The organism is Nocardia sp. NPDC050412, assembly GCF_044458825.1.
GTDB lineage: Bacteria > Actinomycetota > Actinomycetes > Mycobacteriales > Mycobacteriaceae > Nocardia.
In genome coordinates this window covers 441,502-466,350 of the sequence record NZ_JBITIJ010000007.1, presented here as the reverse complement: position 1 = coordinate 466,350, position 24,849 = coordinate 441,502, and the positions used below count along the sequence as shown (strand labels likewise).

At 65.8% G+C, this 24,849-nt stretch carries 21 protein-coding genes; 12 read left to right on the top strand and 9 right to left on the bottom strand.

All coding sequences use genetic code 11. The features are described 5' to 3' along the window. Positions 1–246: 246 nt before the first annotated feature. Positions 247–1,200 (top strand): acyl-ACP desaturase, encoded by a 954-nt coding sequence (locus tag ACIBI6_RS22305; protein ID WP_396957551.1) that lies wholly within the window; start codon positions 247–249, stop codon positions 1,198–1,200. Positions 1,201–1,254: 54 nt separating this feature from the next. On the opposite strand, the gene ACIBI6_RS22300 is transcribed toward ACIBI6_RS22305, so the two are convergent. Next, positions 1,255–2,055 (bottom strand): biotin--[acetyl-CoA-carboxylase] ligase, encoded by an 801-nt coding sequence (locus ACIBI6_RS22300; RefSeq protein ID WP_364355230.1) that lies wholly within the window; start codon positions 2,053–2,055, stop codon positions 1,255–1,257. Between the two features lie 9 nt (positions 2,056–2,064). Next, positions 2,065–2,244, bottom strand: a complete 180-nt coding sequence (locus ACIBI6_RS22295) for a hypothetical protein (protein WP_364355233.1) — start codon at positions 2,242–2,244, stop codon at positions 2,065–2,067. 270 nt (positions 2,245–2,514) lie between these two features. Between ACIBI6_RS22295 and ACIBI6_RS22290 the strand changes: the two genes are divergently transcribed. The 3 genes from ACIBI6_RS22290 (at position 2,515) to ACIBI6_RS22280 (ending at position 5,262) form a co-directional block, all read left to right on the top strand. Beyond that, a complete protein-coding gene (locus ACIBI6_RS22290; protein ID WP_364355236.1) occupies positions 2,515–4,155 on the top strand; it encodes an acyl-CoA carboxylase subunit beta in 1,641 nt (546 codons plus the stop codon). A gap of 146 nt (positions 4,156–4,301) precedes the next feature. Beyond that, a complete protein-coding gene (locus ACIBI6_RS22285; RefSeq protein WP_364355239.1) occupies positions 4,302–4,622 on the top strand; it encodes an acyl-CoA carboxylase subunit epsilon in 321 nt (106 codons plus the stop codon). 4 nt (positions 4,623–4,626) lie between these two features. Then, the gene (locus ACIBI6_RS22280; protein WP_364355242.1) at positions 4,627–5,262 is read left to right on the top strand and encodes a nucleoside triphosphate pyrophosphatase; all 636 of its coding nucleotides are present in this window, start codon (positions 4,627–4,629) and stop codon (positions 5,260–5,262) included. On the opposite strand, the gene ACIBI6_RS22275 is transcribed toward ACIBI6_RS22280, so the two are convergent. After that, positions 5,188–5,976: a transcriptional regulator gene (locus ACIBI6_RS22275; protein WP_364355245.1), complete on the bottom strand. Its 789-nt coding sequence runs from the start codon at positions 5,974–5,976 to the stop codon at positions 5,188–5,190. The two genes, ACIBI6_RS22280 and ACIBI6_RS22275, sit on opposite strands and share 75 nt — an antisense overlap. A gap of 167 nt (positions 5,977–6,143) precedes the next feature. Between ACIBI6_RS22275 and ACIBI6_RS22270 the strand changes: the two genes are divergently transcribed. The 3 genes from ACIBI6_RS22270 (at position 6,144) to ACIBI6_RS22260 (ending at position 10,149) form a co-directional block, all read left to right on the top strand. Further along, positions 6,144–7,058 (top strand): sulfurtransferase, encoded by a 915-nt coding sequence (locus ACIBI6_RS22270; RefSeq protein ID WP_396957550.1) that lies wholly within the window; start codon positions 6,144–6,146, stop codon positions 7,056–7,058. Between the two features lie 239 nt (positions 7,059–7,297). Beyond that, positions 7,298–9,103 (top strand): acetyl/propionyl/methylcrotonyl-CoA carboxylase subunit alpha, encoded by a 1,806-nt coding sequence (locus ACIBI6_RS22265; RefSeq protein WP_364355251.1) that lies wholly within the window; start codon positions 7,298–7,300, stop codon positions 9,101–9,103. Positions 9,104–9,180: 77 nt separating this feature from the next. After that, positions 9,181–10,149 (top strand): patatin family protein, encoded by a 969-nt coding sequence (locus tag ACIBI6_RS22260; RefSeq protein ID WP_364355254.1) that lies wholly within the window; start codon positions 9,181–9,183, stop codon positions 10,147–10,149. On the opposite strand, the gene ACIBI6_RS22255 is transcribed toward ACIBI6_RS22260, so the two are convergent. Then, positions 10,102–12,270, bottom strand: coding sequence for a protein kinase (locus tag ACIBI6_RS22255; RefSeq protein ID WP_364355257.1), 2,169 nt, complete (start codon positions 12,268–12,270; stop codon positions 10,102–10,104). The two genes, ACIBI6_RS22260 and ACIBI6_RS22255, sit on opposite strands and share 48 nt — an antisense overlap. A 178-nt stretch (positions 12,271–12,448) precedes the next feature. Beyond that, the gene (locus tag ACIBI6_RS22250) at positions 12,449–14,170 is read right to left on the bottom strand and encodes a serine/threonine-protein kinase (protein ID WP_364355260.1); all 1,722 of its coding nucleotides are present in this window, start codon (positions 14,168–14,170) and stop codon (positions 12,449–12,451) included. Between the two features lie 194 nt (positions 14,171–14,364). On the opposite strand from ACIBI6_RS22250, the gene ACIBI6_RS22245 reads away from it, so the two are divergent. Then, on the top strand, positions 14,365–14,778 hold the full coding sequence (locus ACIBI6_RS22245; protein ID WP_364355263.1) for a DUF1707 domain-containing protein: 414 nt from the start codon (positions 14,365–14,367) through the stop codon (positions 14,776–14,778). Then, complete coding sequence (locus ACIBI6_RS22240) at positions 14,778–15,116, top strand: hypothetical protein (RefSeq protein ID WP_364355266.1); 339 nt, start codon at positions 14,778–14,780, stop codon at positions 15,114–15,116. The genes ACIBI6_RS22245 and ACIBI6_RS22240 overlap by 1 nt, the downstream gene beginning before the upstream one ends. 13 nt (positions 15,117–15,129) lie before the next feature. Here the strand turns inward: ACIBI6_RS22240 and ACIBI6_RS22235 are convergent, their stop codons facing one another. The 3 genes from ACIBI6_RS22235 to ACIBI6_RS22225 all read right to left on the bottom strand — a co-directional run bounded on the left by ACIBI6_RS22235 (position 15,130) and on the right by ACIBI6_RS22225 (position 18,372). Continuing rightward, entirely contained in the window at positions 15,130–16,341 is a 1,212-nt protein-coding gene (locus tag ACIBI6_RS22235) for a hypothetical protein (protein WP_364355269.1), read from the bottom strand. Positions 16,342–16,505: 164 nt separating this feature from the next. Beyond that, on the bottom strand, positions 16,506–17,855 hold the full coding sequence (lat, locus tag ACIBI6_RS22230) for an L-lysine 6-transaminase (protein WP_396957549.1): 1,350 nt from the start codon (positions 17,853–17,855) through the stop codon (positions 16,506–16,508). Between the two features lie 64 nt (positions 17,856–17,919). Further along, positions 17,920–18,372 (bottom strand): Lrp/AsnC family transcriptional regulator, encoded by a 453-nt coding sequence (locus ACIBI6_RS22225; protein ID WP_040686931.1) that lies wholly within the window; start codon positions 18,370–18,372, stop codon positions 17,920–17,922. A 109-nt stretch (positions 18,373–18,481) separates the two neighbouring features. On the opposite strand from ACIBI6_RS22225, the gene ACIBI6_RS22220 reads away from it, so the two are divergent. Beyond that, positions 18,482–20,011 (top strand): aldehyde dehydrogenase family protein, encoded by a 1,530-nt coding sequence (locus tag ACIBI6_RS22220; RefSeq protein WP_364355273.1) that lies wholly within the window; start codon positions 18,482–18,484, stop codon positions 20,009–20,011. A 481-nt stretch (positions 20,012–20,492) separates the two neighbouring features. On the opposite strand, the gene ACIBI6_RS22215 is transcribed toward ACIBI6_RS22220, so the two are convergent. Continuing rightward, entirely contained in the window at positions 20,493–20,780 is a 288-nt protein-coding gene (locus tag ACIBI6_RS22215; RefSeq protein WP_364355276.1) for a hypothetical protein, read from the bottom strand. Between the two features lie 13 nt (positions 20,781–20,793). Here ACIBI6_RS22215 and ACIBI6_RS22210 point away from each other — a divergent pair, with 13 nt between their 5' ends. Beyond that, a complete protein-coding gene (locus ACIBI6_RS22210; RefSeq protein ID WP_396957548.1) occupies positions 20,794–21,000 on the top strand; it encodes a DUF3761 domain-containing protein in 207 nt (68 codons plus the stop codon). Between the two features lie 215 nt (positions 21,001–21,215). Then, on the top strand, positions 21,216–24,683 hold the full coding sequence (locus ACIBI6_RS22205; RefSeq protein WP_396957547.1) for an indolepyruvate ferredoxin oxidoreductase family protein: 3,468 nt from the start codon (positions 21,216–21,218) through the stop codon (positions 24,681–24,683). Positions 24,684–24,849 lie beyond the last annotated feature (166 nt).

Sequence of the window (24,849 nt, the reverse complement as noted above, 5' to 3'; positions counted from 1 at the left end):
CGCCGGAAAGCGTGGACAGCGACACGTGCCGTGCTGCACAATCGGCACCTTGCGCCGTCGCGACCTCGAGATCCTCTCGAGAACCCTCGAGATTCCGCACAGGATCGCTCCATAGCCTCGATCCGACGGCAGCCGCTCGATCCGGCTCTCGTTCGACCAGCTCTCGTTTTGTTCTGCTCAATGCTCTGCCTGTGAAAAGACAAGTCCGGCTTGACAAGACGTCGAAAACGAACCGTGGAGGCGTGCGTGACCAAGGATCTGACCCAGCTGCAAATCCTGACCGAACTCGAACCGGTGGCCGAACAGAATCTCGAGCGCCACCTGTCGATGGCCAAGGACTGGCATCCGCACGACTACGTCCCGTGGGACGAGGGGCGCAACTTCGCCGCGATGGGCGGTCAGGACTGGGAACCGGAACAGTCCAAATTGAACGAGGTCGCCAAGGCCGCGATGATCACCAACCTGCTCACCGAGGACAATCTGCCCTCCTACCACCGACTGATCGCCGAGTACTTCTCCCAGGACGGCGCGTGGGGCACCTGGGTCGGGCGCTGGACGGCGGAGGAGAATCGACACGGCATCGTCCTGCGTGACTATCTCGTGGTGACCCGTGGCGTCGATCCGGTCGCGCTCGAACAGGCCCGCATGATCCATATGACCCGCGGCGTACCCTCACCCCAGGATTGGGGCGGATTCCTCGTCAACGTCGCGTATGTGACCTTCCAGGAGTTGGCCACCCGGGTCAGCCACCGCAATACCGGCAAGGTCTGCAACGACCCCATCGCCGACCGCATGCTGCAGCGCGTCGCCGCCGACGAGAACCTGCACATGATCTTCTACCGCAACCTCTGCGGCGCGGGCCTGGATCTTGTGCCCGACCAGGCCATAACGGCGATCACCAAAATCCTCACCAACTTCGTCATGCCGGGCTACGGCATGCCCAACTTCCGGCGCAACGGCGCACTGATGGCCAAGCACGGCATCTACGATCTGCGCCAGCACCTCGAAGATGTGGTGGCGCCCGTGCTGAATAAGTGGAATGTCTTCGACCGCAACGACTTCGGCCCGCGCGGCGAACAGGCGCGCCAGCAACTCGGCGAATTCCTGGAGAAGTTGGAAAAGGACGTGCTCAAGTTCGAGGAACAGCGCGACCGCCTGCTCGCCCGCGAGGCGGCGCGCGGCATCATGCAACCGGTCTGAAGCTCCGAATGTCGGTGCCGCACAAAAGGCTCCCCTGAATCCGCCAGGGTGCGGTCAGTATTCGGCGCGCAGGTGGGTTACATCGGCGGCGGAGACCACGTGTTCGCCGATGCGCAGGCGGCCCGCGGTGTCGACATCGGTGGCGATGCCCTCGAGGGTCTGGCCGCCGGGTAGTTCGGCGCGGACGGGTGCGCCCAGGGTGGCGCAGCGGTCGCGGTAGACGCCGATCAGATCGGTGGTGTCCCAACCGGCGTCGCGCCACGCGGTGAAGCGGCGGGCGAATTCGGTCAGCAGCGACCGCACGAGCTCGGTGCGGTCGGTTACCTTCGCACCCGCCAGCGTGAGCGAAGTGGCATGCGGCACCGGCAGTTCCGCCTCGGTGAGATCGACGTTCAGGCCGATTCCGACGACAACGGCGGGCGCCCCACCACTGGAGGCGACTTCGGCCAGGATGCCCGCGACTTTGCGGCCATCGATGAGCACATCGTTGGGCCACTTCAGATTCGCCTCCACACCGGCGGTAGCGCGCAGTGCGTCCACCACGGCGACACCGGTGAGCAGCGGCAGCCAGCCCAGCACCGCCGGCTCGATGCCGGGCAGCCGCACCAACACCGACATCGCTATCTGTGCGCGTGGCGGGCTGACCCAGCTCCGAGCGTGCCGACCCCGGCCCTGTTCCTGGGTTTCGGCGAGCAGTACCGCGCGATCGGCGTCGGCCTCCCCGGCCCGAGCGATCAGGTCCGCATTGGTGGACCCGGTCGACTCCACCACAGCGATGTGGGAGAAGAACGACAGTTCGGGCGACTCGGCGAGACTGCGCCGCAACTGCTCTGCATCCAACGGTGGCCTGTGCACACCGGCAGGCTATCCGACGAGGTCGTACTCGCGAATCGGAACCGCGACGAACATGCCGTCGCCGGATTCCGCTTCGACCTCGGCCCACTCCTGCGGGTCCAGCACGGTCGGCTCGGTTTCCACGGTCTGCCAACTGGTCCACGAGGTCGCCGTGGCGTGCTCGGCGACTCGGCTGCTCCATTCCCACATGATTTGCTCCTCAGCTAGGTGTGCGTTGTCCTCCCATGCACCTCACTGCCCCCTTATCTCGAGCTGAAATGCGAACGTCCTCAGGGTATCTGGGCACCGCGGCGCCACTCCACCGATTTTCCGGCGCCTAGCACCGCATTCGGTTCGGGAATCGACCAGGAAGTTTGCCGCCATTCGCCTGTTGGAACATGATCTAGCTGCGGTTTTCTACTGACCGGTAAGCGACACTCGGTTACCGAGAGGCACTGGCACTGGTTACACTCCGGAGCCATGACGAGTGTCCAGCACCAGCCCGCATCGGAATCGGCGGGCGCCCCCGATATCCACACCACCGCTGGGAAGCTGGCTGATCTGCGGAATCGGCTGGAAGAGGCCAAACACCCGATGGGTGAGGCCGCGGTCGACAAGGTGCACTCCAAGGGCAAGATGACCGCCCGCGAGCGCATCCTCGCACTGCTGGACGAGGGCTCCTTCGTGGAACTGGACGCGCTGGCCCGCCACCGCAGCGTGAACTTCGGCTTGGAGAACAACCGACCGCTCGGCGACGGCGTGGTGACCGGCTACGGCACCATCGACGGCCGCGACGTCTGCATCTTCAGCCAGGACGTCACCGTCTTCGGCGGCAGCCTCGGCGAGGTCTACGGCGAGAAGATCGTCAAAGTGATGGATCTGGCGCTCAAGACCGGCCGCCCGCTGATCGGCATCAACGAGGGTGCGGGTGCGCGCATCCAGGAGGGTGTCGTCTCGCTCGGTCTCTACGGCGAGATCTTCCACCGCAATATCCAGGCCTCCGGTGTGATCCCGCAGATCTCGCTGATCATGGGCCCGGCCGCCGGTGGGCATGTCTACTCGCCCGCGCTGACCGACTTCGTCGTCATGGTCGACGGCACCAGCCAGATGTTCGTCACCGGTCCGGATGTCATCAAGACGGTCACCGGTGAGGACGTCACCATGGAGGACCTCGGCGGCGCGCACACCCACATGACGAAATCCGGCGTCGCGCACTACGTCGCCTCCGGCGAGCAGGACGCACTGGACTACGTCAAGGATCTGCTGAGCTACCTGCCGAGCAACAACCGCGCCGAGGCCCCGCGCTTCCCGGCCACCGACCCGATCAACGGCGCCATCGAGGATTCGCTCACCGACGAGGACCTCGAGCTGGACACGATCATCCCGGATTCGCCGAACCAGCCCTATGACATGCACGATGTCATCCGCCGGCTGCTCGACGACGACGAATTCCTCGAGGTGCAGGCCGAGCGCGCGATGAACATCATCGTCGGCTTCGGCCGGATCGACGGCCGCAGCGTCGGCATCGTCGCCAACCAGCCGACCCAGTTCGCGGGTTGCCTCGATATCGACGCCTCGGAGAAGGCCGCGCGCTTCGTGCGCACCTGCGACGCCTTCAATATCCCGATCATCACCCTCGTCGACGTTCCCGGCTTCCTGCCCGGCACCGGCCAGGAGTACAACGGCATCATCCGGCGCGGCGCGAAGCTGCTCTACGCCTACGGTGAGGCCACTGTGGGCAAAATCACGATCATCACTCGCAAGGCCTACGGCGGCGCCTACGACGTCATGGGTTCCAAGCACATGGGCGCCGATGTGAACCTCGCGTGGCCGAGTGCTCAGATCGCGGTGATGGGTGCCTCGGGCGCCGTCGGTTTCGTCTACCGCAAACAGCTGCAAGATGCCGCGAAGAGCGGAAACGATGTCGACGCGCTGCGCCTCGAGCTGCAGAACGAGTACGAGGACACTCTCGTGAACCCCTATGTGGCCGCCGAGCGCGGGTACGTCGACGCGGTCATTCCGCCCTCGCACACCCGCGGCCAGATCGTGTCGGCGCTGCGTCTGCTCGAGCGCAAGATGGTCTCGCTGCCGCCCAAGAAACACGGCAACATTCCACTGTGATCAAGCGATAACCTCCATGGACCGCGCACACTGGTTGCAGAGACGCAATGAGTCGATTCGAGGATGAGGGTCGCTTGGTCCATATGTCTTCGAGTCGGGCATAAGGCTCGATCGCAATAGAGAGAGGATCTGGCACTGTGACGACCGTGGCAGATGAAGATGTGTTGACCGCCGTCGAACTGGATCTCACAGTCGACCCGATCGCGGACGCGGTCGAAGCGGCCGCACCGACGGCAGCCCCGGCGCCCGCGCCGGCCGAGCAGCCGTTCATCCGAGTCATCAAGGGTGCGCCGTCCGACGAGGAACTCGCGGCGCTGGTGTCGGTGCTGTCGGCGGCCGCGAACAGCGCCCCGAGTAGCGGACCGGCCGGTCCGTCCGACTTCTGGGGTCGCCCGACCATGATGCACCGCGGCACCTCGCCGTTCTCGCCGTATTCTTTCCCACAACTGTCACACCTGCGCGACTGATCGGATGACGAGACTCGTTCTCGCCTCCGCCTCGCCCGCCCGCCGCGCGGTTTTACGCTCGGCGGGCATCGAACCCGTCGTCCAGATCTCCGATGTCGACGAGGACGCCGTCGCCGCGGCACTGCCGCCCGCCACGGCGCCCGAGGTCGTCGTGGTAGAGCTCGCGCGGGCCAAGGCGCGGTCGGTGGCCGCCACGATTCCGGATTTCGGCGCGGATTGCGTTGTGGTCGGCTGTGATTCGATGCTGCTCGTCGACGGCGAACTACAGGGCAAGCCGCATACGCCCGAGGTGGCGCGTGCCCGCTGGTCCGAAATAGCCGGACGCAGTGCGGATCTCATTACCGGCCATTGCGTCTTGCGCATGCGAGACGGCGAAATCGTCGCCGAAGCCGTCGACTGCAGTTCCACCACAGTGCATTTCGCCAAGCCCGAACCCGAGGAACTGGACGCCTATATCGCGACCGGTGAGCCCTTGCAGGTCGCCGGCGCGTTCACCCTCGACGGGATGGGCGGCTGGTTCGTCGATCGCATCGATGGCGATCCGTCGAGCGTTATCGGAATCGGTCTACCACTGCTGCGCCGACTGCTTGGCGACGTTGGGATCGGCGTTGCGCAACTGTGGAGCCACTCGCCCAGCTGAGGGCGGCGCGATGCGCGTCTCCGCCCCGGCCTCCGCGCCGATCGGCACCGGAGTCGCGTCACGCTCCGGATCCCGCCGGGCCGCCATCATCTCCAATCGGACCACGCAGAGCTCCGGCTCGACGAACGGTTGCAGCCGGACATTCACCTCCCCGCGCACGCCGTTGCGGTCGAGCACCTCTTTGATCAGGCCCAGGTGCACGCCACACACCACCTCGGAATGCGTGCGCGCGAGTTCGCGCAGCGGGCAGGCGGTGAGCCGGATCAGGACCTGCTCATCGGTTTCGGCGGCCGCATCGCGCTCCGGTGCGAAACCGAGTTCGGACATCAGCGTCATGGTGACGTCCTTGGCGTCCTCCAGCGATTCGACCGCATGGTCGCCCGCGTCGAGCTTCGCGCCCCAGGCGCGTCCGGCGGCAATGGCCGCCTCCGATCGACGCCGCGGATCGGGGCCGAGCTGGTCGGCTAGGACCTGAGCCAGTTCCTGATAGCCAACCGATCGCTGGACCGCGCTGTAGCCGATACGCGGGCGCCCACGGCCGCGCGGCGGTTGTTGGAACTGGCGCACCAGCGATTCCCTGGTAAGCACATCCAGATGGAACCGAACAGTGGTGACGTGCTGTCCGGTGATTCTGGCCAGTTCTTGGGCGTCGAGAGGTTCGCTGGCGCCACGTAGGATCGCGAGCAGTCGACGCCTCGGCCAAGAATCGGACATAGCTCACCCCTCCTCCCGGGAGACTTTATCGGATGAGGGTGCGATTTATTCGCCCATTCAGCCGATTTGTGATCTGAAACGAGTTTCACTATCGCCTCACACCTAACATCGGCGTGAGACCCGAACCGCTGTAACCACCCGTCTACCTCGTGTGAAGGACCCATATCGTGCCCGTTGCCCCGGACTCTCATCCTGCCTTCGGTTCGTACGCACATCCTCACCGACTAGTAACCACAGAGTGGCTGTCGGCAAACATCGGCACGCCGGGGCTGAAGATCATCGAGTCCAACGAGGACATCCTGCTCTATGACATCGGTCACGTTCCCGGCGCCACCAAGGTCGATTGGCGGGGCGACCTCAACGATCCGGTTACGCGTGACTATATCGACGGTGACCGATTCACCGAATTGATGCGCGCCAAGGGAATCGAGCGCGACGATACCGTGGTGGTCTACGGTGATCGCGGCAACGCGCAGGCGGCGCACACGTTCTGGGTCTTCACCCTGTTCGGGCATCCGGATGTGCGACTACTCGACGGCGGACGGGACGCGTGGATCTCCGAGGCGCGCGACACCACCTTCGACCCGCCGTATCTGCTGCGCAGCGAGTATCCGACGGTCCGGCGCGACGACGGTTCGGTGCGGGCGTTCCGCGAGGATGTGCTCGCCCACCTCGGCAAGCCGCTGATCGATGTGCGCTCCCCCGAGGAGTACTCCGGTGAGCTGATCCAGCCGCCGGCCAATCCAGAGGACGCGGCCCTGCGCGGCGGACATATTCCGACCGCGGTGAACATTCCGTGGACCGAGGCCTTCCACAGCGACGGCCGCTTCCGTTCCCGCGCCGAACTGGACGATATCTATGGCGATCTGGCGGCCGCGGACGATCTGGTCGTCTACAGCCGGGTCGGCGAACGGTCCAGCCACACCTGGTTCGTGCTGACCTATCTGCTCGGCTTCGAAAGCGTGCGCAATTACGACGGGTCCTGGACCGAATGGGGCAATTCGGTTCGCATGCCGATTGCCAAGGGGTATGAACCGGGTGACGCACGGACGGCCGGTACCCGCAAGGCGCGAGCCCGATAGCCGTGCTCCGGACGCATCACAACCGAGGGCGGTATCTGATTTGCGGCGTTCCCGCGCCCTAGGTGATTACGCAGACTGCCTCCTCCGGGCCTGACCGCAACGCCGCGGGTTGTGATGTGTGACCTACTGTGGAGTAGGGCTATCCGAGTGCGGCGGTTGTTGGCAGACTGCCTACACTCGCCCGAGACGGAAGTATGTCGACCACGGGGCGACCAAGAAGATTGCTAACAGGAGGCTCAGTGCCCAGCCATGCCAGCGCGCGGATATCGAAGGTACTCGTAGCTAACCGAGGCGAGATCGCCGTTCGCGTGATCCGGGCGGCCAAGGATGCCGGTATCGGCAGTGTCGCGGTATACGCGGAGCCGGATGCAGATGCCCCCTTCGTGAAACTCGCCGACGAGGCGTTCGCCCTCGGCGGGCAGACCTCGGCCGAGTCGTACCTCGTCTTCGACAAGATCCTCGACGCCGCGGCCAAATCCGGCGCCGACGCCATCCACCCCGGCTACGGATTCCTCTCCGAGAACGCCGATTTCGCCCAGGCTGTCATCGACGCCGGGCTGATCTGGATCGGCCCCTCCCCACAGTCCATCCGCGACCTCGGTGACAAGGTCACCGCGCGCCACATCGCCGAGCGCGCGAAGGCGCCGATGGCGGCGGGCACCAAGGATCCGGTCAAGAACGCGGCCGAGGTGGTCGAGTTCGCCAAGGAGTACGGCGTGCCCGTCGCGATCAAGGCCGCCTTCGGTGGCGGCGGTCGCGGCATGAAGGTCGCGCACTCCATCGAGGAGATCCCGGAGCTGTTCGACTCCGCCGTGCGCGAGGCCACCGCCGCATTCGGTCGTGGTGAATGCTTCGTCGAGCAGTACCTGGACAAGGCCCGCCACGTCGAGGCGCAGGTCATCGCCGACAAGCACGGCAATGTCGTGGTCGCCGGTACCCGCGACTGCTCGCTGCAGCGCCGGTTCCAGAAGCTGGTCGAGGAGGCGCCCGCGCCGTTCCTGACCGATGATCAGCGCGCGCGTATCCACGCTTCGGCCAAGGCCATCTGCAAGGAGGCCGGTTACTACGGTGCGGGCACCGTGGAGTACCTGGTGCAGGGCGACACCGTGTCGTTCCTCGAGGTGAACACCCGCCTGCAGGTCGAGCACCCGGTCACCGAGGAGACCGCCGGAATCGACCTGGTGCGCCAGCAGTTCCGCATCGCCGAGGGCCACGAGCTGGCGATCAAAGAGGATCCGACGCCGCGCGGGCACGCCTTCGAGTTCCGGATCAACGGCGAGGACGCCGGCCGCGGCTTCCTGCCCGCGCCGGGCCCGGTGTCGGTGTACCAGGAGCCCAGTGGGCCCGGTGTGCGCGTCGATTCCGGTGTGGTGCAGGGCAGTGTGATCGGCGGTCAGTTCGACTCGATGCTGGCCAAGCTGATCGTCACCGGCGAGAACCGGGAACAGGCACTGCAGCGGGCCCGGCGCGCGCTGGCCGAATTCCACGTCGAGGGGCTGGCCACGGTCATCCCGTTCCACCGTGCGATCGTCGAGGATCCGGCATTCATCGGTGACGGCGAGAAGTTCGACGTCTACACCAAGTGGATCGAGACCGAGTGGGCCAACAACGTCGAGCCGTACACCCCGGCCGGTGCCATCGCTGACGAGGACGAGGATCTGCCGCGGCAGAAGGTCGTCGTCGAGGTCGGTGGGCGTCGGGTCGAGGTGTCGCTGCCGGGCAACTTCACCGTCGGCGCCGGTGCCGCGGGTGCGGGCAGCAATGGCGCCGGGGTGATCCGCAAGAAGCCCAAGCCGCGCAAGCGCGGCGGCGCCGGTGGCGGTGCGGCCTCCGGTGATGCGGTCACCGCGCCGATGCAGGGCACCGTGGTCAAGGTCGCGGTCGAGGAGGGCCAGTCGGTCGAGGCGGGCGATCTGATCGTGGTACTCGAGGCCATGAAGATGGAGAACCCGGTCAACGCGCACAAGGCCGGTGTGGTCACCGGACTGTCCGTGGAGGCCGGCGCGGCCATCACCCAGGGCACCGTGCTGGCAGAGATCAAGTAAGTAAACAGCTGGCGAAGACCGTCTCGAGCGGGCGCTGGACACCGACGTCCGCGCCCGCTCTGTCGTATCGTGGTCCGGTGACCAGCTCTGCCGTCGTGCCCACCGTCGCGGAGGTCATCCGCGGCCGACGTGAATCAGCCAGCCGTGCCGACGGGTATCGCCTCGCCTTGGTCATCGAGGGTGGTGGCAGCCGCGGCGTGTACTCCAGCGGGATGGTGCAGGCGCTCGTGGAACTCGGGCTCGCCTCGATCTTCGATGCCGTGTACGGCACTTCGGCCGGTGCGATCAACGGTGCGTGGTTCCTGTGCGGGCGGGCGCTGTCGGGCATGCGGTCCTGGACCGATCCGGTGATCATGCGACGCGCGATCGATCCGGCCCGACTGCTGCGCGGGCGGCCCGCCTTCGATCTGGACTACCTGGTGAACCAGGTTTACGACGGCATCGTGCCAATGGATTTTCCGGCAATTCTGGCCAATACCACTACCTTTCATCCGATCGGCACCGATATCCGCACCGGGCACGCGGTCGATCTGCGCCGCCACATCGTCGACAAACCCACGCTGATGACCGCACTGCGGGCCTCGGCGGGGCTGCCGATTCTCGCGGGTCCACCGGTGCCGCTGGGCGGTGCCGAATATCTCGACGGCGGGCTGTCCGAAACGGTGCCGATCCGCACCGCGGTGCGCGACGGTGCGACGCACGCCTTGGTGCTGCGCACCCGACGCACCGATGAAAAACGCCCACCCGCACCGCGTTTGCACCAGGTAGTCGGGGGCAGCTATCTGCGTGTGCGGGCACCGGGCGCTTACCGTGCCTGGCTGCGGCGGCCGCATCAGCAGGCCATCGAGGATCACGTCCTGGCGGGCCTCGCAGACGCGGCTCTGCAGATCCACCCGCCCCTCGGCGCTCCGGATGTAGACAGCGCCGCGCGCGATACCGCACTGCTCGCCGAGGCATTGACGATCGGGCGGCAAGCCGTGCACGCGTCCTTGGCGGCCTTAGTTCAGCTCGACGGTGGCGCCGTTGGAGAGCATGAAGTCGTGTAGTTCCAGCCGATTCGCAGTCGCGTCCTGCGGGACGTCGAAGACCAGCTGGGTGGTGGCCGATTGGCCGGGCTGGAGTTCGAACGAGTAGCCGTAGCGACGCTGGGTGGTCTGCCACATAGTCGCGATCGCGTTGTGGTCGACCTGGCGGCCCTGGGTGTCCACGAGACGTTGACCGACGGGCAGGAACCACTTCGCCTCGTCGGAAATATTGCGGACCTCGACCGTGACGACGGAATAGGAGCCGCTCGCATTCTGCAATCCGATCCGCGGGACACCGGAATCCACCGAGGTGACCACGAATTCGAACTTGCCATCGCGCACGGGGCTGTTCAGCCCAGCAGACACCGGCGCTGGCGGGTCGGCCGATTGCGCGGTATCGCCATCCCGCACCGCGACCGACGGATCTGCCGTGCGCGTGCCGCCGCCACTGCCGGTATTGCCGAAGGCGATCAGCGCGGCACAGCCCGCCGCCAGCATGAACGGTGTCAGGACTATGACGGCGAGTGCGCCGATAAGCCTGGACAGGAAGGGCTTACGGCGCCGACGCTGTGCCCTGCGTGGGGGTGGTGCCCGGCGTGGGGGTGGTGCGATCCATGGGCGGCGCTGTGAGACCGTCCAGCGGGGTGCAATCGGAGCGCGCCACGGTGCTCGCTTCGGTTGTGGTGCAACACGCTTGGCCGGGCGCACGACCGGTGTCGGTTGGACCGCGACACGATTCGGCGACCACGGTGAATGCTGTTGCGGTGCCGCGGGTCCCGCCGGTGCTGGTGCCAGGCGGGTTGCCACGAGTGTCGGCGTTGGGCCGGGCTCGGTCATGACCTTCGTGGGATTGAGCGGCTTCGGCGACTCGGCCAGTGGCGCTGGTGAGTCTGCCGATGGGGTCGGCGCGGGTGGTTCCACGTTTGTCCGAGCGTGGGTGTCTGCCCGGGTCGGGGCCTGCGGCTGTGCCCATGTCAGGGCCGGGGTCTGTGCTCCTGTCGGCGGGTGTGTCTCTACCCGTGTCGGCGCGGGTGTCTCTGGTCGCATCGGCGAGTGCGACCGCACCGGCGTTGGTGTCGGCTGCTCATCCGCTACCAGCTGTCGGGTCTCAGATAGCGGTGCGTGCGGTTGTGGTGCATCTGGGAGCGGAGGCTGCGACGCATGCGGCTGCGGCGTATCAGGGGGCGGCGTATCAGGGGACGGAGGCTGCACGGACGGCTGGGCTGATGCAATCGGCGACTTGGGTGTCGGATGCTTGGGTGTCGGATGCTTGGGTGTCGGGCGCTTGGGCGTGCCGGGCGGCGATGATCGCGGTGCGGGGTGTGGGAGGCGCGCGAACGCGGTGGCCGCGTATGCGGCGGCGGCGAATTCGCGGGCGGTGGGGTAGCGCTGAGTTTGGTCCTTGGCCATGCCGCGGGCGATTACCGTGTCCAATTGCGGTGGGGCGGCCGGGTTCACGGTCGATACGCGGGGCGGGTCGGTCATCAGATGGCCGTGCATTTGGCGGGCCGGGTCGGTGTCGCCGTAGGGGCGACGGCCGGTGAGGCATTCGTAGAGGACGCAGGCCAGGGAGTAGACGTCGGAGCGGGCATCGACGGTGCCGTTGAAACGTTCCGGCGCCATATAGGCCCAGCTTCCGATGGCCATGCCGGTGGCGGTGACGGCCGTCTGGCCCGAGCTCTGTGCGATGCCGAAGTCGATGAGATATGCGTGCCCGCCGGTGCCGACCAGGATGTTCGACGGTTTGACGTCACGGTGGATCAGCCCGGCTCGATGCGCCGCATCCAGACCTGACGCGGCCTGCGTCACGAAGTCGACGGCTGCGGTGGGTGTCAAAGTGCCAACCCTGGTCAGCATTTCGGCCAGGTCTATGCCGTCGATGTACTCCATATCGATGTACAACCGGCCGTCGAGTTCGCCGAACCCGTGAATCCGCACGATATGCGGATGTCGCAGACTCGAGCCGAGCCGCGCCTCTCGCTGGAACCGCTTTCGGTAATCCGTGTCGGCGGCCACATGCTCCGCCAACACCTTCAGCGCGACCGTGCGCCCGGTTTCGCTGTCATGCGCCAGCCATACCGCCCCCATACCGCCCCGGCCGAGCAGACGGTCGAGCCGGTACTTCCCGAACTGTTCCCCCATCACTTACCTCCATCGCTGGGACGAGGCAGATGGCCGCGCCGTTGCGGAGTGGGGCGGCAACCCGATCGAAACCGCATCGCCCGAACCTAACCCGACCCTATCCCCGTCACCCACCCGCGAACAGTGTGACCTCCCCTACGTAGTTCTACTCGAGGAGCGATCCCGACTGAGGCGGCGGCTACTTGCCCGGCTTGGCGCGGCCACCGTGTCCAGGCTTGCCCTTGTTCGGCTTATCGTTGCCCGATTCGCCATTGGCCGAGCTGTTGACATGCGGATTTCCATTGCCGACGACCGTGGGTTCCGACTGCTGGCCGTCGGGTATGTCCCCGAAGGGCTGTGCGGGAGCCCAATTCGCGATACCGCCACCCACGGTCCGACATACGAGCGGTGTGCCGTCCGCCGCAATTACATTGCCGTCGACACCCGGTTCGCACGGCTGCCCGACGCCCGGAATCACCGCATTCGGGGACGCCGCCTGCGCCGGCCCGGTCGGCGCCAACGATTTGGGAACAGTTGGCGTAGTCCGAGCAGACGACGGTGCCGCATAACTCGTTTCGCCCCCAGGCCGCCCCAACCACAGCGCCAACCCGATCAAAGCGACCAACGCGGCAATAGCAACAGCCGCATGCCCAGGCCCAACTCCCCACCAACCGGCACGCTCCCACCACAGTTCAGCATCTCGCGTCGACTCCGCCCCGGCCCCGCCTACCCACGTCGGCTCAGGCGCAGGCGCAGCATCTCGTGTCCACTCGCCCACGGCCCCACCGACCGATCCCGGCTCATGCGCAGACACGGCATCACGCATGCCCTCAGCGGCCCCACCGACCCCCATCGACTCACGCCCAGCCGCGACATCCTGCATCCGCGAGGCTTCCGCCGGTCCGGTCCGCACCCCCGCACGCGCAGACCCGGCATCACGCGTCCACTCACCCGCGGCGGACTCGGCGATCTGCAGCCGCTCCATGGCGCCGGCCCGCATCGGCTCATCTGCCGGCTCGGCACTCACGCCCTCGGCCGCATGACATGGTTCGAGTAGGACATGGGTGGTCGGGACGGTTGACGCGGCGATCTCGACTGTCGACGCCTCACGGCCGGTTGCCGCGGCATAGGCGGTAGCGGCGAATTCGCCTGCGCTGGAATAGCGTTGGTTGGGATCCTTGGCCATGGCGCGGGTAATGGCGGTGTCGAGGGACGCGGGGACGGCAGGGTTCAGGGCGGCGGCGCTGGGCGGGGCGGTCAGTAGGTGGGCGCGCAGTTGCTGTGGAGAGTCGACATTGCCGAAAGGTCTTTGGCCGGTGAGGCATTCGTACAGGACGCAGGCCAGCGAGTATTGGTCCGCGCGTGCGTCGGCGATGCCGTCGAAGCGTTCCGGCGCCATATATGCCAGGGTGCCGACCACATTGCCGTGGGCCGTGATCGCGGGCTGGTCGATGCGATGTGCGATGCCGAAGTCGATCAGGTGGACGAACCCGGTCGGGCCCACCATGATGTTGGACGGTTTGACGTCGCGGTGCACCAGGCCGACCCGGTGCATGGCATCGAGCGCCATCGCGGTCTGCGCGATGATCGCCACGGCACGTGCCGGATCCAGCGGCCCGGCTTCCCGCAGCAATGCGCTGACATCGGTGCCCTCGATGAACTCCATATCGATATAGAGGCGGCCGTCGAGTTCGCCGAAGGTGTGGATCGGAACCCGGTGCGGTCCGGGGACCTGGGCCGCCAGGCGGGCCTCCCTGGTGAACCGCAGTCGGCAGGTCGGATCGGTGGCGTGCGAGCAGTCCAGCACCTTCAGTGCGACGGCACGGTCGGCGACGGTGTCCCGAGCCAGCCAGACCTGTCCGGTCCCACCGCTGCCGAGCAACCGATCGAGGCGGTAGTGGCCGAACCACGTTTTGCCCATGTCGAACCTCCTACTACCTTCCGTTCGTCTTTTAGCTACCCGAAATCCACACCGCCATCACAGAATCCGCGAATCTGGTCCGGCGGCAGGGCGATCATGACGCAACCAGTCCGCTCAGCGACGCGAAATTCGATCAGCTCGGGGTCGATGCGGCAGCACGAGAACATTCGGGGAAAGCCGCTAGCCTTGCTGTTATGAGTGACCTGCCCGAGATTCGCATCGGCACCGCGGAGCGTGAGCAAGCGATGCAGCGCCTGTCCGATCATTTCGCCGCCGGGCGGCTCAGTGTGGCGGAGTTCGATGAGCGCAGTGCCGTGGTCGCGGCGGCGCTGACCCGCGCCGACCTGGACAAAGTCTTCGTCGACCTGCCCGAACCCGCTCCCGTCGTCGCGGCGCCCGCCAAACGCGACTCCGGGTTCCTCGACGAGTGGCCGGAGCGGGTGATGGCGGTGATCCCGATCCTGGCCGTCATTCTCTTCTTCGTCACCGGCAGCTGGCTCTGGTTCCTGGCCATCCCGCTGGCGGGTGCACTGTTGTTCGGCGGTCGGCACGAGCATCAACGTCGCCGTCCACGCGACCGTCGCCGCCGCAGGGAGCTCGAGGACTGATGGAACCCGTCGAAATCAATGCGGGCACCTGGTATCTGCGGGCGCTGCGCGCCGACGACCGCATCGATGACCGCCCAGCCCTCGCCGCTGGCGGCATCACCGATCCGAACTACGTCACCCGCCGCACCGAGCAGTGGGATGACGAATCCCACTTCTCCTGGGCCGTCTGCGAACCCACCACCGCTGAACTGGTCGCCGAAATCGTCGTGACGCCCGGCGCTGACAACACTGCCGAACTCACCGGCTGGGCCCGCCCCGGTTACGAGCCCGCCCTCGAAACCGGCACCACCGCGGTCAGTCGCTTCGTAGAAGGCGGTCTCGGCCTCCGACTCCCCTGAGCCGGAAGCCAACTCAGCGCATCACACCCGTGTGTCCCGTTGAGTAACGGCCCGGCTGTGGCCAGATGGTGAGTCCGTGCGCTCCCCGCCCAACAGGTATGCGCGCCAACAGGTTCCAGTTCTCGATATCGATCGCGTACACCTCACCGTGGTGTCGACCCGATACCCAGAAAACCCGCCCGTCCGCGGACAGATTGCCCATATCCGGACTGCCACCGCCCGGGATGAACCACTTGCGCACCAACTTATTCGCGGCGAAATCCCAGACGGAGATGCTGCCCTCGTGGCGGTTGGTGATGAGCATCTGTTTGGAGTCGCGGGTGACATACAGACCATGCGCACCTTTTCCAGTCGGCACGAAACCCGTGTTCTCCCAAGTCGATGCGTCGATAGAGTAGATGCCGTCGGCGACCATATCGGCGATGAAGAAGCTGCGTCCGTCCGGGGAGAGCTTGACGTCCTGCGGCTTGCCAGCACGACCGCCCGGCAGGTCGATCATCTTGATCACCTTGCGCTCGGCCACATCGAAAACCAGCATGCGGCCGATGAATTCGCAGCTGGCCAGGGCGAATCGACCGTCGGCGGTGAAGTCCATGTGGTCGACGCCCGCGCAGTCGGGCACCGCGAGCGCGTGCATTTTCTGCCAGGTGTGCGGATCGTAGAAGTCCAGCGACTTATCCGCCTCGGCAACGACGAGCGCGTATTGGCCATCCGGCGTGAAGTACATGTTGTAGGGGTCGCGCACCGGGAAGGGCTCGCCGGGTTTGCCGGTGCGCGGATCGATCGGCAGCAGGGTGCCCCCGCCGATCGGCAGATCATTGGTGAGATACAGCGTCTGCATGTCATAGGACGGGACCACATGCTGGGGCTCCCGACCTCCGGCCGGGAAACTGTCGATTACTTGAAAGGTTGCCGGGTCGATCACCGAAACCGAATGCGATTCGCTGTTCGGCACGTAGACCAGGGGCCGATGATCGGCCACCGTCGGACTCAACGCCCGGTTCGCGGCATAGATGTCGGTCGGCGACAACGGCGGTGGCATACCGGGTAGCAGATTCTCCAGATGCGGCGGTGCCGCGCTGGTCGGGGCGGTGACGGTGGTGGGCGGCAGAGTCGTCACACCCACCGATCCGGCCTCGCTCGGGGCGCACCCGGCGACCGTCACGAGGACGGTCGCCGAGGCGAGCAATTGGGCGCAGCTTCGGCGATTGCGCTGTCGGTTCACGCGCTGCACCGTGCCAGGAGGTGGTGAAGACGAGATGACATGGGTGCGAAGCCTAGGCGCTGCCGCCGGGATTCCACAGCAATCCCCGCCAGGGCGTATCGGGTTGCCCGAATCATCCGGAACTACGTACTCGGACAGTCGAATTTCCGATTGCGGGCGGATAACTATCCGGCGTCGCTGAGTACCCGTTCGAGTGCGTCGACCGCGGCATCCAATTCCGCCTCGGTAACGGTGAGCGGCGGCCGGAACCGAATACCGCGCTCGCCGGTGCCGAGGATCAGCACATGCTCGCGTTCCCGCAGCGCGGTCAGCACCTCGTCCCGCAATTCGGCCGAGGCCAGCGTGATGGCACACATCAACCCGCGCCCGCGCGGTTCGGTGACCCGAGGGTGGTCGGCCGCGAGCTGTTCCAGACGCCGCAGCAGATGTGCGCCGAGCGGTCGTGACCGCTCGATCACCTCATCGCGCTCGAACACCTCGAGGATGCGTCGGGACCGCACCATATCGGTGAGATTGCCGCCCCAGGTGGAATTGAGCCGAGAGCTGACCACGAAGACATTATCGGACACCTCGTCCACACGCCCGCCCGCCATGATGCCGCAGACCTGGGTCTTCTTGCCGAACACGACAATATCGGGCTCGAGCCCGAGTTGTTGGTAGGCCCAAGTGGTTCCGGTCATGCCGACGCCGGTCTGTACCTCGTCGAGGATGAACAGCGCGTCGTTCTCGTGACACAGCCGCTGCACGGCCTGCAGGAATTCCGGGCGCATATGCCGGTCGCCGCCCTCGCCCTGGATCGGTTCGGCGATGAAACATGCTATGTCGTGCGGGTTTTCGGCGAAGGCGCGGCGCGCCTGGTCGAGTGCGTGTGCTTCGGCGGCGGCGATATCGACGCCGTTGGCCAGGAACGGCGCGTCGATGCGCGGCCAATCGAATTTGGGGAAGCGGGCCGTCTTCACCGGATCGGTATTGGTCAGCGACATGGTGTAGCCGGTGCGGCCATGGAAGGCTCCGGTCAGGTGCAGCACCTTGGTGCCGAGTTCCGGTGCGCGCCCGTGGGATTCGTTATGCCTGCTCTTCCAGTCGAACGCGACCTTGAGCGCGTTCTCCACCGCTAGTGCGCCACCGTCGATGAAGAACAGGTGCGGCAGCCGGGGATCGCCCAGCACCCGCACGAAAGTGTCGACGAAGCGGGCCATTTCGACGGTGTAGATGTCGGAGTTGCTCGGCTTGTTGAGCGCCGCGACGCTCAGTTCCACGCGGAACTCTTCGTCCTCGGCCAAGGCGGGATGGTTCATGCCGAGGGCATTGGAGGCGAAGAAGCCGAACATATCGAGGTAGGAGCTGCCGTCGCGTTCATCGACGATCAGGCAGCCACGGGATTTCCGTAGATCCAGCACCAGGTCGAATCCATCGGCGAGGATGTGCGCCGACAGGATCTCGTGTACCCGGGAGGCGGGGGTGACCGGTGCATTGCCACTCCCCGCGCGGGTGCGCTCCAGTTCGATGGTCACATCAGTAGGGTACGAAAATCTTTACGAAAATTCTATGAAATAACGGACTAATTACGGCCACAGGCTATCTGTCGTAGAATGTCTGCAAGATGATGGTGCTTCGAGTTCGCACGTTGGCGGTCGCCCTGATCTCCTGCAGCAACTGCTCGAGGTGCCGGGGAGAGGCCACCCGCACCAGCAACACGTAACTCTCGTCACCGGCCACCGAGTGGCATGCCTCGATACCCGGGATATGTTGCAGCACGGCAGGCGCGTCATCAGGTTGCGAAGGGTCGAGAGGAGTGATGGCGACGAATGCCGACAACAGTTGCCCGAGCGCCTCGGGATCGACATGTGCGGTGTAGCCGCGGATCACCCCGCGCGCCTCTAGTCTGCGGACCCGCGATTGCACAGCCGAGACCGATAAACTCGCCTTTTCGGCCAGATTCGACAGGGTGGCGCGACCATCGGCCATCAGTTCACGAATCAGCAGGCGATCGATGTCATCGAGTACGGGTCTTGCCGGTGTATCCGCCATCAGCGAAGGCTAACCCAGCGGAGGCTACTCGTGGCGAAAACTTTTGCTCGTTAACTCACCGTACCCATCCGATATTGTTCGCCGACCCAAAGTTACAGCGGAGCAACCGATGACAGACATGCTCGAAGACCACCTGACCAAGGACCTGGCTACCCGTGCGGCGGAACTACTGCACACACTCGGCGCGCAGTCACCGGTCGCTGGCGAACTGTCCGCGCGGACGCCGATCACCGGTGGCACGCTCATGACGCTGCCCGCCGACTCCCTCGACGACGCGGATGCGGCGATCGGGAGGGCGGCGGCGGCCTTCCGCGGCTGGCGCACCGTACCCGCCCCGGTCCGGGCCGGGGTGGTGCGGCGACTGGCCGAACTACTCACCGCGCACAAGGCCGAACTCGGCGAACTGGTCACCCTGGAGGCGGGGAAGATCCGTGCCGAGGCGGTCGGCGAGGTGCAGGAAATGATCGACATCTGCGAGTTCGCGATCGGGCTGTCGCGCCAGCTCTACGGCAAGACCATGCCATCGGAGCGGCCTGGACATCGGCTGATGGAGACCTGGCATCCCCTCGGCGTGGTCGGGGTGATCTCGGCGTTCAACTTCCCGGTCGCGGTGTGGGCATGGAATACCGCCGTCGCGCTGGTCTGCGGTGACACGGTGGTGTGGAAGCCGTCGGAGACGACACCCCTGACTGCGCTGGCCTGCCATACGCTGCTGCGCCGGGCGGCGGCCGATGTCGGCGCGGATCCCGAAGTGCACCAGCTGATTCAAGGTGGTGCGCAGGTCGGGTCCCGGCTGGTCGACGACGAGCGGGTGGCGCTGGTGAGCGCGACCGGTTCGGTGCGGATGGGTCGCATGGTGGCGCCGCGGGTGGCCGCTCGGTTCGGGCGATGTCTGCTGGAGTTGGGCGGTAACAACGGCGCGATCGTCACGCCCACAGCGGATTTGGAGCTGGCGGCGCGCGGCATCGTGTTCGCGGCGGCGGGTACGGCCGGACAGCGCTGCACAACCTTGCGTCGATTGATCGTGCACGCCGATGTCGTCGGGCCGCTGCTGGATCGCGTAGCCGGGGCATATCGTCAACTGCGCGTTGGCAATCCGCTCGACGACGGTGTGCTGGTCGGCCCGCTGATCAACCGCCGCGCCTACGAGGAAATGCGTGCGGCAATCGATCGTGCGCTCGGCGATGGCGGCGAATTGGTCTGCGGTGGTGAGCGAGTCGACGGGTTCGGCGACGATGCCTGCTACGTGCGTCCCGCGATCGTGCGCATGCCCGCCCAGACCGCCGTGGTCCGCGAGGAAACCTTCGCACCGATCCTCTACGTGCTGACCTACCGCGACTTCGACGCCGCCATCGACCTGCACAACGGTGTGCCGCAAGGCCTTTCCTCGGCCGTCTTCACCGCCGACCAGCGCGAAGCCGAACGCTTCCTTGCCGCCGACGGCTCCGACTGTGGTATTGCCAATGTCAATATCGGCACCTCCGGCGCGGAAATCGGCGGCGCGTTCGGCGGCGAGAAGCACACCGGCGGCGGCCGGGAATCCGGGTCGGACTCGTGGAAGGCATACATGCGGCGGGCGACCAACACCGTGAACTACTCCGATCAGCTGCCACTGGCGCAGGGCATCCAGTTCGGTTGAGCCACAACCCGCCCCCCGCCGCCTGGGCGCCTAGGTGAGGTCGACGGTGCCCGCTCGGGATAGCTCGCACGAGCCACCGGGCCCATGGTGTGTCCGGGCTGCCGATGGATTGGGCATCCACGGTCGAAGGTCGCGATGTGTTGATCCAAGTCGCCGATGACCTCGTCATGAACTGCTTTGTCGGCGACCGATCCGTATTAGGCGTTCGGTACCCGTTCGACGAGGGACTGTAGTTCGCTCGTCAATCGAGACTGTGTCCGCGGGTTCTCGGAGATCGCGACGCAGAGGCCGCAGGTTCGAAATCCTGCCCTTGCCACTGACGGTCCGAGCCGGTCGGTTTCCAAACCGACTGGCCTGGACCCTTTTTCATCGGTAAGTGTTTTGCGGTGAGTCGCTGCGAGTGTCGGTAACGGGATGTATGCCAGAGCGATGGAGCGAGTAGTCCAGGCACCCAAACCTTTCAGATCGCCCTGGCAGAAATTCAGTAGGGGAACATGAGGAATCGCTTCACCACCTTCGTCGGCACGGGCATCGCCTTCGCGGGTGCGCTCACACTGCTGCTCAGCGGCTGCGCGCCGCAATCGAGCGGCCCCGGCCTCACCGCCGCTACGGCGTCGATCACCACGTCGAAGGCCACCTCGACACCGCCCGCGACAACATCGCCGCAGCCGACTACGACCACCACGGCGGCGTCGACCGCAGCGCCGACCACGTCGGTATCGCCGCCCGCGCCGGCCCCGGCACCGATCGCCTCAGCACCACCCCCCACGTACCAACCACCGGTGGCAGCCGCCCCACTTGCACAATCCCAGCAGACCTGCGGCGACGACTCATACCTCAACTCGGACAACCAATGTGTCCACCGCCCCCAGTCCGCCCCCGCCGCCCCGCCCGGAGCCACCGCCCGCTGCGCCGACGGCACATACAGCTACAGCCAACACCGCTCGGGCACCTGCTCCCATCATGGTGGCGTAGCCGCCTGGCTGTAACGCCTGACGCAGCTCATACCGGGTCATCGTGGGCGGGATCACATTTCACCTCGCATCCTGCATAGCCGGTGTCCACCGATCGAGCTTCAAATTGCGCAGTCTGCTCAATGTGGCGCGCATCAGTTGTGCGTTCAGCTCTTCAAGTACAGGATTGCGGCAACAAATGCTCAAAACAGCGAAGCGCCCGATCGGCGCCTCGCGGATGGGTGGACTACATGACCGAGCTCGCCGACCGCGAACTGATCCCAGCCCCCTACGACCTCGCCGACCGCTACCGCGTGGGTGCGGGCACCGTTATCCTCACCGGCGTCCAGGCGATCGCTCGACAGCTGGTCGAGCAGCATGTTCGCGATCTGCGCGCCGGACGCCGGGTCGGTACCTTCGTCTCCGGATATCAGGGCAGCCCGCTGGGCGGTGTCGACAAGATGCTCAGCGGGATGCCGGATGTTTTGGCCGAGCACGATATTTCGTTTGTCCCCGGTTTGAACGAGGAGCTTGCGGCAACCTCGGTGTGGGGCAGCCAGGCGGATCTGCCCGCCGGCGCGGCGACCCATGACGGCGTTGTCGGAGTCTGGTATGGCAAGGGCCCAGGTCTCGACCGCGCGACTGATGCACTGCGGCACGCCAATATGTACGGCGCGAATGCGCGTGGCGGCGTGCTGTTGCTGGTCGGCGATGATCCGGCATCCAAGTCCTCGACCGTGCCGGCGGTGAGTGAGCGTTCGCTGGCCGCAATGGGTATTCCGGTGCTCTTTCCGCGCAACGCCCGCGAGATCATCACCATGGGCTTGCACGGTGTCGCCCTCTCGCGCGCATCGGGATGTCTGGTCGCGCTGAAAATTGTCGCCGACGTGGCCGATGGCGCTTGGACAGTCGACGGCAAGGTTGGCGATATCGACATCACTATTCCCGAGATCGACTGGGAGGAAAGGCCATTCACCTACCAACAGCGCCCGATGGCCGCGCCGACGGACAGCGTGCTCGCCGAGGCCGATCTGTACGGACCGCGCTGGAAGATGGTGCAGGCCTATAGCGCACTCAATGAACTCGACGTCATCGAGGTGAATCCGACGCGTGCCCGCATCGGAATCGCCGCCACCGGAACCACATTCGACGCGGTGCGCCAGGCACTGATCGATCTCGGCGCCGACGACGACGCGCTGCATCGTGCCGGGGTCCGACTGCTGCGCATCGGCATGCCGTATCCCATTGCTCCCGAACGCGTCCGGCAGTTCGCCGACAGGTTGGAGCGGATCGTGGTCGTCGAGGACAAGACCGCGTTCATCGAAACGCAGATCCGCGAAATCCTGTATGGCTCTGTCGATGCGCCCGAGATCATCGGCAAGCGCGATGCCGAGAACCGGCCGCTGTTCGCTCATGACGGCGAGCTCACCTCTGGTCGGATCGTCGCACCGCTGCGCCGTGCGCTGCAGGGTCGGCTGGAGATGAAACGCACCTTGCCGCAACCACTGTCACTTTCGGTTCTGCCCGCGAAGCGGGCCGCGTACTTCTGCAGCGGCTGCCCGCACAACCGGTCCACCGCCGTGCCGGAAGGGTCGATCGCCGGTGGCGGCATCGGCTGTCACACCATGGTGACCATGTCCGGCCGCGACGACAGCAAGGTGACCGGGCTGACCCAGATGGGCGGTGAAGGTGCGCAGTGGATCGGGCAGGCCCCGTTCACCTCGGTGCCGCACCTGTTCCAGAACATCGGTGACGGAACGTATTTCCACTCCGGACAACTCGCGGTGCAGGCCTGTATCGCCGCGGGTGTGAATATCACCTACAAGCTGCTCTACAACGATGTCGTCGCGATGACCGGCGCGCAGGACGCCGAGGGAGCACTCGCGGTGCCCATGCTGACCCACAAACTCAGAACCGAGGGCGTGCGACAAATCATCATCTGTGCCGATGAACCCGAGAAGTACCGCAAGCGCGACCTCGCCGCCGGAACCCTGCTCTGGCACCGGGATCGGCTCGACGAAGCCCAGCGCACCCTGCGCGCAATTCCCGGGGTGACCGTGCTCATCTACGACCAGCACTGCGCCGCCGACGCGCGCCGCCAGCGCAAGCGGGGCACGCTGCCGGTTCGGCGGACCCGGGTGGTCATCAACGAGGCGGTCTGCGAGGGCTGTGGCGATTGCGGTGTCAAGAGCAACTGTCTTTCGGTGCAGCCGGTCGAAACCGAATTCGGCCGCAAGACCCGCATCGATCAGACCTCCTGCAATACCGACTACAGCTGTATGGACGGCGATTGCCCCTCGTTCGTAACGGTCGAGCTTCCCGCGAAAGCCGAGAAGCGAAAGGCGACTCGACGCCCCGAGCCGCCGGTACAACCCGACCTGCCGAACGGCGCGCCTGCGACGACCCAGAATGTATTCCTCGCCGGTATCGGCGGCACCGGAATCGTGACGGTCAACCAGGTGCTTGCGACCGCGGCCTTACGCGCCGGGTACGAGGTGGCGAGTCTGGACCAGATCGGCCTGAGTCAGAAGGCTGGACCGGTCGTATCGCATCTGCGCTTCGCGAGTGGCGAATTGGAACCGGCGAACCGGCTTACGCCGGGTTCGGCCGACTGCATCGTCGCATTCGACCTGCTCACGGCCACCGATAACAAGAATCTGGCCAACGGGTCGAAGCAGACCACCCTGTCCGTCGCCTCGACCAGCAAGACCCCCACTGGCGAAATGGTCTACGACAAGTCCGTCGCGTATCCCGAAGAGCGCGACCTGCTTGCCCGACTCGAGCAAGTGTCGCGCTCGGTGCGCTCGTTCGACGCGCTGGCCGCGGCCGAGGTGCTGTTCGGCAACACCGCGGCCGCCAACTTCCTGCTCGTCGGCGCCGCCTATCAGATCGGTGGTCTGCGCATACCCGCGTCGGCGATCGAGGAGGCCATCGAGATCAACGGTGTTGCGGTGCATGCCAATATCGCGGCTTTCCGTTGGGGACGGGTGGCAATCGCGCGGCCGGATGAATTCGCCGCTGCCACCACACCCAAGACGCACAAGCGCCCCGAGATCGCCATTCCGTCAGATCTTTTCGATGGTGTGACCGCGTCAGGTGAGACGAGGCGACTGCTCGAACTGCGTGCCGTCGAGTTGATCAGCTTCCAGGGCGTGCGGGTGGCCCGCGCCTACGTCCGTACCGTGCAACGCATTTGGGATGCCGAGCGGCGTATCACCGACCGGACCGAGTTCAGCGAGCAAGTGGCCCGTGGCCTCTACAAGTTTACCGCATACAAGGACGAATACGAGGTCGCGCGGCGCCTGACCGACCCGGCCTTCCTCGACCAGGTCAGCGAGCGAATTCCCGACGGCGCCAACCTCACCTACCGCCTACACCCGCCGATCCTGCGCGCCATGGGCCGCAAGAAGAAGATCGGTCTCGGCCCACGCAGTCACTTCGCCCTGCGTGTCCTCGCCAAGGGAAAGCGCCTGCGCGGCACCAAATTCGACCCATTCGGCTATGCCCATGTCCGCCGCGTCGAACGCACTCTGCTCAGCCACTACACGGAAATGGTGACAACACTGGCCGCAAACCTCGGCCCAGCGGACTACGACCGCGCTACCCGGGCCGCCGCACTCCCCGACATGGTCCGCGGCTACGAGGACATCAAATTGGCCAACGTCGAGCTCTACCGAAACGCCCTGCGCGACCTCAGCATCGAACCACCTCAGGTGTAACCGCAGAGGTAGCTGTCTCGGCACCGGGCACCCGCTTATGGGTGCCCGGTTGTGACGGGGTGTGCCCGGTCGGTTCAGATATAGGTGCCAGGTGCCGAGGCACCGGGTGCAGTCGATTTCGACTGCGGAGCAGGTGCAGCCTCGGGGCAATCGTTCTCTTGCCGGA